General features: G+C 64.6%; 12 protein-coding genes. 7 read left to right on the top strand and 5 right to left on the bottom strand.

Annotated features, from left to right (window positions below):
* Positions 1-39: 39 nt before the first annotated feature.
* Positions 40-1893, bottom strand: coding sequence for a sigma-54-dependent Fis family transcriptional regulator (locus CRP40_RS18180; protein WP_027915160.1), 1854 nt, complete (start codon positions 1891-1893; stop codon positions 40-42).
* Between the two features lie 282 nt (positions 1894-2175).
* Between CRP40_RS18180 and CRP40_RS18175 the strand changes: the two genes are divergently transcribed.
* The 7 genes from CRP40_RS18175 (at position 2176) to CRP40_RS18145 (ending at position 10096) form a co-directional block, all read left to right on the top strand.
* Positions 2176-3228, top strand: coding sequence for an NAD(+)/NADH kinase (locus tag CRP40_RS18175; protein ID WP_027915159.1), 1053 nt, complete (start codon positions 2176-2178; stop codon positions 3226-3228).
* Positions 3229-3250: 22 nt separating this feature from the next.
* Positions 3251-4228 (top strand): thiamine pyrophosphate-dependent dehydrogenase E1 component subunit alpha, encoded by a 978-nt coding sequence (locus CRP40_RS18170; RefSeq protein WP_023534974.1) that lies wholly within the window; start codon positions 3251-3253, stop codon positions 4226-4228.
* 33 nt (positions 4229-4261) lie between these two features.
* Positions 4262-5284: an alpha-ketoacid dehydrogenase subunit beta gene (locus CRP40_RS18165; protein ID WP_027915158.1), complete on the top strand. Its 1023-nt coding sequence runs from the start codon at positions 4262-4264 to the stop codon at positions 5282-5284.
* On the top strand, positions 5281-6387 hold the full coding sequence (locus CRP40_RS18160; RefSeq protein ID WP_027915157.1) for an acetoin dehydrogenase dihydrolipoyllysine-residue acetyltransferase subunit: 1107 nt from the start codon (positions 5281-5283) through the stop codon (positions 6385-6387). Before CRP40_RS18165 ends, CRP40_RS18160 begins: the two co-directional genes overlap by 4 nt.
* 49 nt (positions 6388-6436) lie before the next feature.
* Positions 6437-7504, top strand: coding sequence for a 2,3-butanediol dehydrogenase (locus CRP40_RS18155; RefSeq protein ID WP_023534966.1), 1068 nt, complete (start codon positions 6437-6439; stop codon positions 7502-7504).
* Positions 7505-7690: 186 nt separating this feature from the next.
* Positions 7691-9424 carry a C13 family peptidase gene (locus CRP40_RS18150; protein WP_027915155.1) on the top strand — a complete coding sequence of 578 codons (1734 nt, stop codon included), beginning with the start codon at positions 7691-7693 and terminating at the stop codon, positions 9422-9424.
* Between the two features lie 27 nt (positions 9425-9451).
* The gene (locus CRP40_RS18145; protein WP_027915154.1) at positions 9452-10096 is read left to right on the top strand and encodes an oxidoreductase; all 645 of its coding nucleotides are present in this window, start codon (positions 9452-9454) and stop codon (positions 10094-10096) included.
* A gap of 35 nt (positions 10097-10131) precedes the next feature.
* Here the strand turns inward: CRP40_RS18145 and CRP40_RS18140 are convergent, their stop codons facing one another.
* From CRP40_RS18140 to CRP40_RS18125, 4 genes are all read right to left on the bottom strand, one after another.
* Positions 10132-10419 (bottom strand): YceK/YidQ family lipoprotein, encoded by a 288-nt coding sequence (locus CRP40_RS18140; RefSeq protein WP_027915153.1) that lies wholly within the window; start codon positions 10417-10419, stop codon positions 10132-10134.
* The gene (gene ubiX / locus CRP40_RS18135; RefSeq protein WP_027915152.1) at positions 10416-11045 is read right to left on the bottom strand and encodes a flavin prenyltransferase UbiX; all 630 of its coding nucleotides are present in this window, start codon (positions 11043-11045) and stop codon (positions 10416-10418) included. Before ubiX ends, CRP40_RS18140 begins: the two co-directional genes overlap by 4 nt.
* The gene (gene mpl / locus CRP40_RS18130; protein ID WP_027915151.1) at positions 11042-12391 is read right to left on the bottom strand and encodes a UDP-N-acetylmuramate:L-alanyl-gamma-D-glutamyl-meso-diaminopimelate ligase; all 1350 of its coding nucleotides are present in this window, start codon (positions 12389-12391) and stop codon (positions 11042-11044) included. The genes ubiX and mpl overlap by 4 nt, the downstream gene beginning before the upstream one ends.
* Before the next feature lie 65 nt (positions 12392-12456).
* Entirely contained in the window at positions 12457-14403 is a 1947-nt protein-coding gene (locus tag CRP40_RS18125; protein WP_027915150.1) for a sigma-54-dependent Fis family transcriptional regulator, read from the bottom strand.
* Positions 14404-14622: the final 219 nt, after the last annotated feature.

Below are 14622 nucleotides of genomic sequence, written 5' to 3'. Positions count from 1 at the left end.
CTCGGTCAGCAACAACAGCAAAAAGATGCCGCCACGACGCTACCCTTTCATACGAGGCATCTCGATGCGATGCTCGTGCACGCGCCGATACAATGTCGCACGCGAAATGCCCAACGCCTGGGCAGCCTCGGCGGGCTTCCAACGATGCCGGATCAACGCATCCAGCAACCGTTGCCGCGCCGGGCAGGACGCCTCGCTCGTGACTCGGCCAACCTCCTGCCCACGGACTTCCTCAGGCAGGTCAAGCAGGCGCAGCTGCCCACCCTCGTTCACAGCGCACGCATAACGCAACACCTGCCGCAACTGGCGTAGGTTCCCCGGCCAGCGGTACTCCAGCAACACCTGCAAGGCATCGTCGGCTAGCGCCACGCTCACGCCACACGCGTCGGCCTCTTCGGCCAGCAACTGGTGAATGAGCCCCAGCCGGTCTTCGCGCTCGCGCAGCGCCGGCAACGCGAAGCGGGCGTTGGCCAGGCGAAAATACAAGTCCTCACGAAACTGTCCCTGCTCCACCCTCGCCGCGAGGTCGCGGTGCGTGGCGCAGATCACCTGAATGTCCACGCGCTGGCGCCGCGCAGCCCCCAAGGGGGCTACCTCACCTTCTGCCAGTACCCGCAACAGTCGGGTCTGCAGGCTCAGTGGCATGTCGCCAATCTCGTCCAGAAACAGCGTGCCGCCATCGGCCTGGTGTACAAGCCCTTGCATACCCTTGCTCGAAGCCCCGGTAAAGGCGCCCGCGACATAACCAAACAACTCGCTCTCGATCAGGTTCTCGGGGATGGCGGCGCAGTTGAGCGTGACGAACGGGCCGGTGCCGCGCTTGCTTTGCTGATGCACCTGGCGAGCAAAAACTTCCTTGCCTGTACCCGTCTCACCCTGCACCAGCACTGCAAGGTTACAGTCCTTGACCCGTGTGGCCAGGCGCAAGTGTTGTTCGATGCGCCGGTCCAAGCCTTGCAGCAAGGGCTCGACCGGCTGCTTGCGCTGGGGGGCGCTGACCCGGCCATACAGCTCGCCCAACCCTGGCAGACGTTGCGCAGACGCGTTGCTGACCCGTCGCAATTGCTCTTGGTCGAACAGCTCACCAATGTGAGCAGGCAAGCGTCCCAGGCGCTGCATCAGGCGTTGCCGTGTCAGGCTGTTCATCGCCTGCAGGCGACCGTCGGCGTCCCAGGCCAGTAGATAGTCAGGCTGGCTTTCCACGTAGCCTGGGGTGCCGTGGGCACGCATCACCCAGTGGCCTTGGGCGCTGTGCATGAAAAAGGCGTTCTCGATTTCGCGTGCGGTCTGCTCGACCAATTGCCGGATCAGGTGCTGGCTGCGGCGGTCGTCGGGCGAGCGCAGCGCAGAGACGTCCAGCACCCCCAGCAAGTCGCCAAAGGGGTCGAAAACAGGCGCCGCGCTACAGGTCAGACCGATGAAGGCAGCGCGAAAGTGATCGCGCTTGTGCACGGTGACCGGTGCCTTGGTGGTCAGCACCGCCGCTACCCCGCAGGTACCCTCTTCTCCTTCCGACCAGCAGGTGCCCAGGTACAGGCCGGCCTTGCGGCAGTCAGTGCGAATGGCCGACTCGACCCGGTAATCGATGGTGCGGCCCTGGGCATCGGTCAGCAGCACGCAGTAGTCGGCCTCGCGCACCTGTTCGTGCAAGCGTGCCACGGCATCCCCGGCAATGCGCAGGAACAGCTCCGAGCGCTCTCGGCATTCGTTGAGCAGGGCCTGGGAAAGGATACGCGGCCCTTGCTCGGAGGCGGGATCGAGACGGTACAGCTCCATGGAGCGACGCCAGGAATCGAGGATCAACGGCGGTACTGGCGCCTGGGGCAGACGGTCGGCGTTCTTCAGTACCCTGCTGACGCAGTCGACATGAGCGCGGGAGTTCGCGGCAAGCATTCGGGCCCTCCGGTTCTCGTTGCTGTTCTTGTGGTTGTGCAGCCATTAAGCGCCTGCGCGCAGGCATGGACAAGCACGGTGTGATCAAAGGTGTGATTGAGACGCAGCGTCTCAGCGTCTCGCCGCACAACGCCCAGAGCGGCACCTGGCGTCTCAGCACGGCGACCCGCCTGGCAGCAGGCAAGACGATCCCAGGCCTCTGCTGCGGGCCTTTGCGGGATTTCATTCAAAGCTGGCACCGCGCTTGCTCTTGTCCTTGCAAACAAGAACACGAGGTGCGCCATGCCGCTACCCGCCCCACTGGTCGGCATCATTGCCAACCCTGCTTCAGGCCGAGACTTGCGTCGCCTGACAGCCACTGCCGGCTTGTACTCCAGCACTGACAAAGCCGCTGCCATCGCGCGCCTGCTCGCCGCATTCGGCGCAACAGGTGTCGGCCACGTGCTGATGCCCAGCGACATGACTGGCATCGCCGCCGCCGTGGTCAAAGCCTGCACCGGGCCGATGGCGCGCGATCAACACTGGCCTGCCCTCGAGATACTCGACCTGCCGCTGACCCAGACCGTCAGCGACACCCGCCTTGCCACGCGCAACATGGTGGCGCGGGGGGTGTCGCTGATCGCTGTGCTGGGGGGCGACGGTACGCACAAGGCCGTCGCGGCAGAAGCTGGCGACGTACCCTTGCTGACCTTGTCCACCGGCACCACCAACGCCTTCCCGGAGCTGCGCGAAGCCACCAGTGCGGGCCTTGCAGGCGGCCTGGTGGTCAGCGGCAAGGTGCCAACCTCCATCGGCCTGCGCCGCAACAAACGCTTGCTGGTCAGGGTGCCCCAACAGCAACTGAGCGAATGGGCGCTGGTGGAGGTCGCGGTATCGCCTCAACGTTTCATCGGTGCGCGGGCCCTGAGCCGCAGCGAGGACCTGAGCGAAATCTTCGCCTGCTTTGCCGAGCCCCACGCCATCGGCTTGTCGGCACTGTGCGGCCTGTGGAGCCCGGTCTCGCGGCAAGCGCCTCACGGGGCCTGGGTGCGCCTGGGCGAAGACGCCGGGCAGGCGCTGCTGGCCCCCGTGGCACCCGGCGTGCTGCAAGCCTGCGGCATTACTGCCTCGGGCTACATGGCGCCTGACGCGCCGTACCGCCCGGTCCTCGTCCAGGGCACCTTGGCGCTGGACGGCGAGCGGGAAATCGAATTCTGCGCCCATGACACCCCCACCATCACCCTCGATCACCTGGGCCCTTTGAGTGTGGACGTGCAGGCGGTGCTCACGCATGCCGCCCAGCATCGTCTGCTGGCTGTACCCCTGGGCCACCCGCTGCACCCCGCGACCCGTTGAGACAACCCCGGAGAACAACAAGATGTCCAATCAACCGAGTTCTGCACAACTGCTGCATGCCTATGAAGTGATGCGCACCATTCGTGCCTTCGAAGAACGCCTGCACGTCGAGTTCGCCACAGGCGAAATACCCGGCTTCGTCCACCTTTACGCGGGTGAAGAGGCCAGCGCGGCGGGGGTGATGGCCCACCTGCGCGACAGCGACTGCATCGCCTCCAACCATCGCGGCCATGGCCACTGCATCGCCAAAGGCGTGGATGTGTACGGCATGATGGCCGAGATCTACGGCAAGAAGACCGGGGTCTGCGGCGGCAAGGGCGGCTCGATGCACATTGCCGACCTGGGCAAGGGCATGCTCGGCGCCAACGGTATCGTCGGCGCCGGCGCACCGTTGGTGGTGGGCGCTGCGCTGGCAGCCAAGCTCAAGGGCCGCGACGATGTGTCCGTGGTCTTCTTCGGAGATGGCGCCTCCAATGAAGGCGCGGTGTTCGAAGCCATGAACATGGCCGCGATCATGAACCTGCCGTGCATCTTCGTCGCCGAGAACAATGGTTATGCCGAAGCCACGGCGTCCAACTGGTCAGTGGCCTGCGATCACATAGCCGACCGCGCCGCCGGCTTCGGCATGCCAGGGGTCACCATCGACGGTTTCGATTTCTTCGCGGTTCACGAAGCCGCCGGTGCCGCCATCGAGCGTGCACGCTCCGGCCAGGGGCCGTCGCTGATCGAGGTCAAGCTCAGCCGCTACTACGGTCACTTCGAAGGCGATGCGCAAACCTACCGCGCGCCCGATGAGGTAAAGAACTTGCGCGAAACCCGTGACTGCCTGCTGCAGTTCCGCGACAAGACCGTGCGCGCGGGGCTGCTCGAAGCAGGGCAGCTGGACAGCATCGACGCCCGCGTCGAGGACCTGATCGAAGACGCCGTGCAACGCGCCAAGTCCGACCCCAAGCCACAACCTGCCGACCTGCTCACCGACGTCTACGTCGCCTATCCCTGAGCCGCTCAGAACAAGAACAACAGGAGAACCACCATGGCAAGAAAGATCAGTTACCAGCAGGCCATCAACGAAGCCCTGGCTCAGGAAATGCGCCGTGACGATACCGTGTTCATCATTGGCGAAGATGTGGCCGGCGGTGCAGGCGCGCCAGGCGAAGACGATGCCTGGGGTGGCGTGCTGGGCGTGACCAAGGGCTTGTACCACCAGTTTCCAGGCCGCGTGCTGGATGCGCCCCTCTCGGAGATCGGCTACGTAGGCGCTGCCGTTGGTGCGGCCACCCAGGGCTTGCGCCCGGTCTGCGAACTGATGTTCGTCGACTTCGCCGGCTGCTGCCTGGACCAGATCCTCAACCAGGCGGCCAAGTTTCGCTACATGTTCGGCGGTAAGGCCGTGACGCCGCTGGTCATGCGCACCATGTACGGTGCCGGGCTGCGCGCCGCGGCCCAGCATTCGCAAATGCTCACCTCGCTGTGGACGCATATCCCAGGCCTGAAGGTGGTGTGCCCGTCCTCACCGTATGACGCCAAGGGCCTGCTGATCCAGGCCATCCGCGACAACGACCCGGTGATCTTCTGCGAGCACAAGCTGCTGTACAGCATGCAGGGCGACGTACCGGAAGAGGTGTACACGGTGCCGTTCGGCGAAGCCAACTACCTGCGCGATGGCAGCGATGTCACCTTGGTGACGTATGGCCGCATGGTGCATGTGGCCATGGAAGCCGCCAACAACCTGGCCCGCCAGGGCATCGACTGCGAAGTCCTGGACCTGCGCACCACCAGTCCACTGGATGAAGACAGCATCCTTGAGAGTGTCGAGAAGACCGGGCGCCTGGTGGTGATCGACGAGGCCAACCCCCGTTGTTCGATGGCCACGGACATCAGCGCCCTGGTTGCGCAGAAGGCATTCGGCGCGCTGAAAGGGCCCATCGAAATGGTGACGGCGCCGCACACGCCCGTTCCGTTTTCCGACGCCCTGGAAGACCTGTACATCCCCGACGCTGCCAAAATCGAAGCAGCCGTGCGCACCGTCCTCGACGCTACAAGGAGCGCCGCATGAGCCAGATCCATACCCTGACCATGCCCAAATGGGGCTTGTCGATGACCGAAGGCCGGGTAGACACCTGGCTCAAACAGGAAGGCGACGTCATCACCAAGGGCGACGAAGTGCTGGACGTGGAGACGGACAAGATCAGCAGCAGCGTCGAGGCGCCGTTCAGTGGCGTGTTGCGCCGCCTGGTGGCCAGGCCCGATGAGACCCTGCCTGTAGGTGCGCTGTTGGCCGTGGTGGTTGAAGGCGAAGCCGACGACGCCGACATCGACGCTGTGGTACAGCGCTTCCAGGCCGAGTTCGTGGCCGAAGGTAGCACCGACCAGGCCCAAGGCCCGGCGCCCCAGAAAGCCGAGGTGAAGGGGCGCTTGTTGCGTTGGTTCGAATTGGGCGAAGGCGGGACGCCCTTGGTGCTGGTACATGGCTTTGGCGGCGACCTCAACAACTGGCTGTTCAACCACCCTGCCCTGGCCACCGATCGACGCGTGATCGCCCTCGACCTGCCGGGCCATGGCGAGTCGGCGAAAGCCTTGCAGCGCGGTGACCTGGAGGAGCTGAGCGAAACGGTGCTGGCCCTGCTCGATCACCTGGACCTTCCCCGGGCGCACCTGGTCGGCCACTCCATGGGCGGCGCGGTTTGCCTGGGCCTTGCGCGCCTGGCACCGCACCGGGTGGCCAGCCTTGGTCTGATCGCCAGCGCGGGTCTGGGCGAGGCGATCAATGGGCAATACCTGCAAGGGTTCGTCGCGGCAAGTAGCCGCAACGCCCTCAAGCCGCAGATGGTGCAACTGTTCGCCGATCCAGCCTTGGTCACGCGGCAGCTGCTCGAAGACATGCTCAAGTTCAAGCGTCTTGAGGGCGTAGACCAGGCGCTGCAGGTGCTGGCCTCGGCCCTGGCCGAGGGCGATCGGCAACGCCACGACCTGCGCGGCGTCCTGGGCCAGCACCCCGCCCTGGTCATCTGGGGCGGCAAGGACGCGATCATTCCGGCCAGTCACGCCCAGGGCCTGGAAGCCCAGGTGGTGGTCATGCCGGACGCTGGCCATATGGTGCAGATGGAGGCCGCCGACGCGGTCAACCAGCACCTGCTCGCTTTCCTGCGCAGCCATTGACCCTTCCTGGCTTCTGGAGATTCCTATGAACGACTTGAGCAACCCACACATGCGCGCGGCGGTCTGGCACGGGCGCAACGACATCCGCGTCGAGCAGGTGCCTCTGCCGGCCGATCCTGCACCTGGGTGGGTGCAGATCCAGGTGGACTGGTGCGGCATCTGCGGCTCGGACCTGCACGAATACGTGGCCGGGCCGGTCTTCATCCCGGTAGACGCGCCACATCCTCTTACCGGTATTCAGGGCCAGTGCATCCTCGGCCACGAGTTCTGCGGCCGGATCGCCAAGCTCGGCGCAGGTGTCGAGGGCTATGCGGTGGGCGATCCGGTGGCGGCGGACGCCTGCCAGCACTGCGGGACCTGTTATTACTGTACCCATGGGATGTACAACATCTGTGAGCGACTGGCGTTCACAGGGCTGATGAACAATGGCGCCTTCGCCGAGCGGGTCAATGTGCCGGCCAATCTGCTCTACCGGCTGCCGCCCGGTTTTCCAGCGGAGGCAGGGGCGCTGATCGAACCGCTGGCGGTCGGCATGCACGCGGTGAAAAAAGCGGGCAGCCTGCTGGGCCAGACCGTGGTGGTGGTGGGCGCCGGTACCATCGGGCTGTGCACCATCATGTGCGCCAAGGCGGCAGGCGCGGCGCGGGTGATCGCCTTGGAAATGTCTTCGGCGCGCAAGGCCAAGGCATTGGAAGTGGGCGCCAGCGTGGTCCTGGACCCTAACCAGTGCGATGTGTTGGCCGAGATTCGCGTGCTCACCGCCGGGCTGGGGGCTGACGTGAGCTTCGAGTGCATCGGCAACAAGCACACGGCCAAGCTGGCCATCGACACCCTTCGCAAGGCCGGCAAGTGTGTGATGGTGGGGATTTTCGAAGAGCCGAGCGAATTCAACTTCTTCGAACTGGTGTCCACCGAGAAGCAGGTGATCGGCGCCCTGGCCTACAACGGCGAGTTCGCCGACGTGATCGCCTTCATCGCCGATGGTCGGCTGGACATACGCCCGCTGGTGACCGGCCGCATCGGGCTGGAGCAAATCGTCGAGCTGGGGTTCGAGGAACTGGTGAACAACAAGGAGGAAAACGTGAAGATCATTGTGTCGCCGGGATTGGGTCGCTAAGCGCACGGTATCGAAGCTCCCTCTAGAGCGGCCTTGCCGGTCCGGCGCCCCGGCAAGGCCGCTTCTACCCAAGGCCCCGACAGCTTGCAAACGTGGCGCAAAGCCCCCTCGCCCCGCCCGCACCACTCGCTGTTTCAGGCGCCCGATCTGAGTCATAATCGGCGCACTCACTGCCCGGTCCTCGCCATGCGTCCACTGCTTCCCCTGACCCTGCTCCTGTTGCTCGCTGCCTGTGGGGATGGCGAATCCCTGAGCCCACCCGATGCACGCCTGCCGGACGGCGGCCGCTACCGTGGCCAGGTGGTCGACGGCTTGCTGCAGGGCCAAGGCCGTATCGATTACCCCAATGGCAGCTGGTATGCCGGCGGCTTCAAGGACGGCTTGTGGCACGGTCAGGGGGAATGGCATGGGCAGAACGGCGAAGTCTACCGCGGCCAGTTCGCCGCTGGCCTGTTCGAAGGGCTTGGCGACCTGACCACTCCGGGTAGCCACTATGCGGGTACCTTCCGCCATGGCAGGCGCGATGGCGAAGGCACCCTCAAGCAGACCGGGCAAACCTACCGCGGGCAGTTCAAGGACGACCTCTACGACGGCGCAGGCGAACTGGAGCTGGCCGACGGCAGTCGCTACCGGGGCCTGTTCGCCAAGGGCAAGCCCAACGGCGCCGGCGTGCGCAGCGACGCCAGCGGTAATCAGTTCAGCGGCAGGTTCGTGGATGGCCAATTGCAAGGCACTGGCACCTACGACAGCGTCGAAGGCGAGCAGTACATCGGCGAGTTCAAGGACAACCGCCTCGAAGGCCGCGGGCGCTATGAAAACGCCGAAGGCGACGTGTGGATCGGTCAGTTCAAGGACGGTTCGCTCAGCGGCGAGGGTGAAATGCTGGGCAGCGATGGCAGCCATTACAAAGGCACCTTCCTCGACTGGCGCATGTCGGGCCAGGGCAGCCTGCAACTGGCAGATGGCAGTCAATATGTGGGCCACATGCTCGATGATGCCTACCACGGGCAGGGGCGCCTGACGCTGGCTGACGGCAAGGTACAAGCCGGTATCTGGGCCAATGGCGTTCGGGTCCGCGATGAACACGGCACCTTGCTGCCGGACCCGCTCGACATGGCACTGCTCAATCAAGGGCGCTTGCTGAAGGAAGCCTTGGCCGCCGTGCCCCGGTCCCAGCCGGCGGTCGAGCTGTACAGCCTGGTGGTGGGTGGCGACGGGCAGCAGAGCGTTTTTCTGCGCGAAGCCGATTACGTGAGCAACCTGCTGAAGGTACGCTTTGGTGCCAAAGGGCAGGTGACGCTGGTCAACCATCGCGACTTCATGGCGACGCGCCCCATGGCCACGCGGCAGAGCATCACCCGCGCAGCCAGCACCCTGGCCGAGCGCAGCGGCCCGGAAGACCTGCTGTTTATCTACCTCACCAGCCACGGCAGTCAGGACCACCAACTGGTCCTCGATCAACCACGCCTGCAACTGGCCGATATTTCCGCCGACGAGTTGGCCGATGCACTGGCCCCCTTGAAAAATCGTGACAAGGTCATCGTCATTTCCGCGTGTTATTCCGGTGGTTACATCGATGCCCTGAAGGACTCGCGCACACTTCTGATGACAGCAGCCCGAGCCGACCGGGTTTCCTTCGGTTGCTCGGAAGAAGCCGACTTCACCTATTTTGGCGATGCCCTTTTCGCGCAGGCGCTGAACCAGACGGACGATCTGAAACAGGCGTTTGAACTGGCGCGCACCCGCGTTGCCGAACGTGAACGAAACGAAGGCTTCGAAGCGTCCGAGCCGCAGCTGTGGGCACCGCCAAACGTACTGGAGCACTGGCAGCGCCTACGCCGGCATCAAGCCGAAGAGGCCTTGCGCAATACGACACAGGCCGCGGTGGGGGCACAGGCGAAAACGCCGCGCACCCACTAAGCTTGTGTGTAACAAGGGAGAGACATCATGTACTTGACGCCTCAGCATGTCCTGCTTGCCGGAGCGACCGGCCTGACTGGCGAGCACCTGCTCGACCGCCTGCTCAACGAGCCCACCATCACCCGGGTGCTGGCGCCTACACGCCGGCCTTTGGCAGAACATCCACACTTGGAAAACCCCGTGGGCGATCCGGCTGTCTTTTTACCCCAGCTGGAGGGCCGCGTGGACATTGCCTACTGCTGCCTGGGCACGACATTGAAGCAGGCAGGCTCGGAGTCTGCATTCAAGGCCGTGGACCTGGACATGGTGGTGGCCTTCAGCAAGCGAGCCCGCGAGATGGGGGCCAGGCACTTGCTGGTAATCAGTGCCGTGGGTGCCGACCCGACTTCCTCGATCTTCTACAACCGCGTCAAAGGTGAGATGGAAGAAGCCCTCAAAGCCCAGGACTGGCCTCAGCTGACCATCGTCCGCCCGTCGCTGTTGCTCGGGGAACGCACCGAGCCAAGGCTCACTGAAACCCTGGCCGCTCCCTTTTCCAAGCTGATTCCTGGCAAGTACCGGGGCATAGAGGCCTGCACCCTGGCGCGAGCGCTGTGGCGCCTGGCGCTGGAGGAAGAGAACGGTATCCGGATCGTGGAGTCGGACGAGTTGCGCAAGTTGGGGAAAAACTGAGCCGCTGCCTGCTCGCAAGCGGCTAGGTGCAGCACTCAGAAGCCGCCGCTGCCGTGATAGTAGATGCCGGCTGCAGCTGGCAGGGTCAACGGCAGTAACAAGGTATCGAGCAGAAAACTCGCCGGCAGATCGAGGGAGGCGAACCGAGGCGCCTCAACGCCGAAGCGGGCCTGGGGGCAACAGCCACCGCTGATCGCATACCAATCCAGCCGGGTGCCTGCATAGACCACGGGCGCCCCTGGCTTGGTGCCATCCAGGGTGCGTACCGTGGCGCAGCCACCGAGCATCAACACAGCCAACGTCCCGGCCAGCCCTCTTTTCAATCATCCACCCCATAGTGATGTTCACCCCAACGCGGCAGCATGTCCTGAGGGATGTTCAGCAGGTTGAGGATGCGCGCCACCACGAAGTCGACCAGATCGTCGATGGTCTGTGGCTGATGATAGAAGCCAGGCGAGGCCGGTAGCATCACCGCACCCATCTGCGACAGCTTGAGCATGTTCTCGAGGTGAATGGTAGAAAACGGCGCCTCACGAGGCACCAGGATCAACTGCCGACGCTCCTTGAGGGTGACATCGGCAGCCCGCTCGATCAGGTTGTTGCACGCACCGGTGGCGATCGCCGACAGCGTGCCGGTGGAACATGGCACCACGACCATGGCCGCCGGTGCGCCGGAACCCGAGGCCACGGGCGACATCCAGTCTTCCTTGCCGTACACCCGAATTTGCCCGTCGGCAGCCCCGGTGTACTCGGTCAGAAACGCCTGCATCGCCTGCGGCTTGGCAGGCAGCAGGACGTCGGTTTCGGTCGCCATGACCAGCTGTGCCGCCTTGGAAATCAGAAAGTGCACCTCCCGATCTTCGCGCACCAGGCAATCGAGCAGGCGCAGGCCGTACTGCGCACCCGACGCCCCGGTCATCGCCAGGGTAATGCGTTGCGGCCCGTTCACTTGAGCGCCTCGGCCAGCTTGCCGTGCAGGCCGCCAAAGCCGCCGTTGCTCATGATCACCACCTGGGTACCGGGTCGCGCCTGGCGCTTGACCTGCTCGATGATCGCCTCGAGGCTGTCGGCCACTACGCTGGGGACTTTGCATTGCGCGGCCGTGGCTGCCAGGTCCCAACCCAGGTTGGCCGGGGCATACCAGATCACCTGGTCAGCATCGTTGACGCTTTCAGGCAGGCCATCGCGGTGCGCGCCCAGTTTCATCGAATTGGAGCGCGGCTCGATGACGGCGATCACCGCTGCATCACCCACGCGCTTGCGCAGGCCGTCCAGGGTGGTGGCGATGGCCGTGGGGTGATGGGCGAAATCATCGAAGATGGTCACGCCTTGCACTTCGGCGACCTTTTCCATGCGCCGCTTGACGCTCTTGAACGCACTGAGGCCCTCGATGCCCATCGCCGGTGCCACGCCAACGTGACGAGCGGCCGCCAGGGTCGCCAAGGCGTTGGCCACGTTGTGCTGACCGGTCAGGGCCCACTCCACCACGCCTTGCACGTGCCCGTCGAACAGCACCTCGAAACGCGATCCGTCCGGGCTGAGCAGGCGTGCCTGCCACTGACCGCCGTCACCGGTGGTCTGCACGGGCGTCCAGCAGCCCATCTCGATGACCCGGGCCAGCGCGTGTTCGGACGTGGGATGGATCACCAGCCCTTCGCTGGGGATGGTGCGCACCAAGTGATGGAATTGACGCTCGATGGCAGCAAGGTCAGGGAAAATGTCGGCGTGGTCGAATTCCAGGTTGTTCAGGATTGCCGTGCGCGGATGGTAATGCACGAACTTCGAGCGCTTGTCGAAGAAGGCGCTGTCGTACTCGTCCGCTTCGACCACGAAGAACGGCGTATCACCCAGCCGCGCCGATACGGAGAAATTCTGCGGCACCCCACCGATCAGGAACCCAGGGCTCATGCCGGCATGCTCGAGCACCCAGGCCAGCATGCTGCTGGTGGTGGTTTTGCCGTGGGTACCGGCGACTGCCAACACCCAGCGGCCCTGCAGCACATGGTCGGCCAACCACTGCGGGCCCGACACATAAGGCAGGCCCTTGTTGAGCACATGCTCCACCGCCGGGTTGCCACGGGACATGGCGTTGCCAATGACGACCAGATCGGGAGCCGGCTCCAGCTGGGCAGGGTCATATCCCTGAGTCAGCTCGATGCCCTGGGCCTGGAGCTGGGTGCTCATCGGCGGATAGACGTTGGCGTCCGATCCGGTGACGCGGTGGCCAAGTTCCTTGGCCAGCACCGCCAGCGAGCCCATGAAAGTGCCGCAAATACCGAGAATGTGAATGTGCATGGTCGACCTCGCAAAACTTCGAGGCAGGGTAGCCCAGGGCGCGACAAATCGCACCCGCTGTTTCGTTACAAGGGCCGACTGATGCCATGCTTGCGCAGTTTGCGATACAGCGTGTTACGGCTGATGCCCAGATGCTCAGCTACCCGAGTAAGCTGCCAATGCCGGGCCTCGAGAACGGCCAGCAGCGCATGGCGTTCGGCCGCCTCCAATGTGGTCTTGTTCCCAGGTACCGATGAACCCTCATTCGGCAAGCCCGACATGGCCACGGCCGCGGCGTCTTGCCGACGCGCCGTGCGCACCACGGCAGGCAAGTCTGCCAGCGTGACGCGACCCTCGTCGCACAAGGCTGCCAGGGTGCGCAGCACGTTGCGCATCTGCCGCACGTTACCAGGCCAGGGGTAGTCCAGCAGTGCCTGACGCGCCTTGGGTTCGAGCTCGATCAGCTGGCCCTGGGTTTCCTGGCGCAGCAGCACGTCCAGCAACTGCGCTTTGTCGCTGCGCTCGCGCACGGCAGGCAATGCGACTTCGAGCCCATTGAGGCGGTAGTAAAGATCTTCACGGAACGTACCCTGGGCCACTCGTTGCAACAGGTCCCGGTGGGTGGCGCTGATGATGCGTACATCCACAGCCTGCGGCTCGCCGCCGATTGGCACCACCTGCCGCTCTTCGAGCACGCGCAGCAGCCGCGTTTGCAGATCCAAGGGCATGTCGCCGATCTCGTCGAGCAGCAAGGTACCGCCGTCGGCCTGCAGCAGCTTGCCGCGCATGCCTTCCTTGCGCGCCCCGGTGAAGCTGCCGGCCCGATAGCCGAACAACTCGCTTTCGATCAGGCTCTCGGGGATGGATGCACAGTTGATGGCCACGAAGGGCTTGTCCCGGCGTTCGCTGGCCTGATGCACGGCCTGGGCGAAGGCTTCCTTGCCGCAGCCCGTCTCTCCACTCAGCAGCAGCGGTACATTGCGCTCGAACACCCGCACACTGCGGCGAAAATCGTGTTGCAGCGCCGGGTCCAGCAGGCAGACCTGCGCAGGCTGCCGGACGACGCGGCGCGCATGCCCGGCGGGCACGGTCCAGACCGGCGTACGTGCCTGGCCACGCAGGCTGGCGAACACCTGCCGCCCGTCCAGGGTCAGCAGCGGCCAGGCTGCGCTGCCATCGGGCATGGCACGGCTGAACAGCTCGTCATGGGTGCAGGCGAAAAACTGCTCCAGGGTCTGCCCTTCCACGCCGGCTCGCACGCGGCCCAGCAGGTTCAGCGCACTCTGGTTGGCCGCGCAGATACGGCCATCGCCGTCGACTGCCAGCAGCCCCTCGCTGAACAGCCCGACCGACTCGGCCTGCAGGTGAAAACGCAGCAGCCAGTGGTGCTCGAACTGGCGCATGAAATAGCAGCTTTCGATCATCTTGGCCGACAGGGTCACCATGGCCATGGTGTGGAATTCGCTTTGGCGCGAGACGTCGGGCCGCGCTGAAGACACATCCAGCACGGCCAGCAAGTGCCCGTGAGGGTCGAACACCGGGCTGGCCGAACAGGTCAGCCCCGTATGCCGCCCACGAAAGTGTTCGTGCTGGTGAATGGTCAACGCCTGGCGTTCGACCAGGCAGGTGCCGATGCCGTTGGTGCCCTCTCGCGCCTCGCTCCAGTCAGCGCCCAGCCACAGCCCGGCCTGCTCGAAGCTGCGCCGCTCGGTAGGAGCGGTGACGCAATTGAGGATCACACCACGGGCATCGGTGAGCAGCACCGCATGGCCGGCACCGGAAAGCTGCTGGTGCAGGCTGTTCATTTCCTGATCGGCGATTTGCAGCACCTGGCGCATGCGTTCGCGGCTTTCCAGCAGGCGGCCATGCTCGAGGACCACCGGTGCTTCGGCCAGCGCGGGATCCAGATGATAGTCCTCCAGGCAGCGCAGCCAGGAGCGGGCAATGGACGGGTCGCTGCCGCCTTCGACACCGCCGCCATGGGCGACCGTGTGCACTTGCCTGGCATGCCGGGTAAATGGATTGCTCTGCATTATTGTGGTTCTCCGCAGATAGAGGCTAAAGCCAGCATCCTCCACAGCAGGCCGGTTTGCAATGCACCCGCCACAAGGCGTGTCATCGACGGTACACAGTGTCACCCAAGCCTGTATCGAACACGGCACATCGCGGGTAGCCAGTGGGCGCTGTGCGGCGCCAACTGCTTGATTTCATTGAAGCGCAAAACGATGGCCCAACCTTTGCTCTACGCTTTG

The organism is Pseudomonas sp. URMO17WK12:I9, from assembly GCF_900230165.1.
Lineage (GTDB): Bacteria > Pseudomonadota > Gammaproteobacteria > Pseudomonadales > Pseudomonadaceae > Aquipseudomonas > Aquipseudomonas fulva.
Note: the sequence above shows the minus strand (reverse complement) of the source record. Positions and strands in the feature narration are given on the sequence as shown.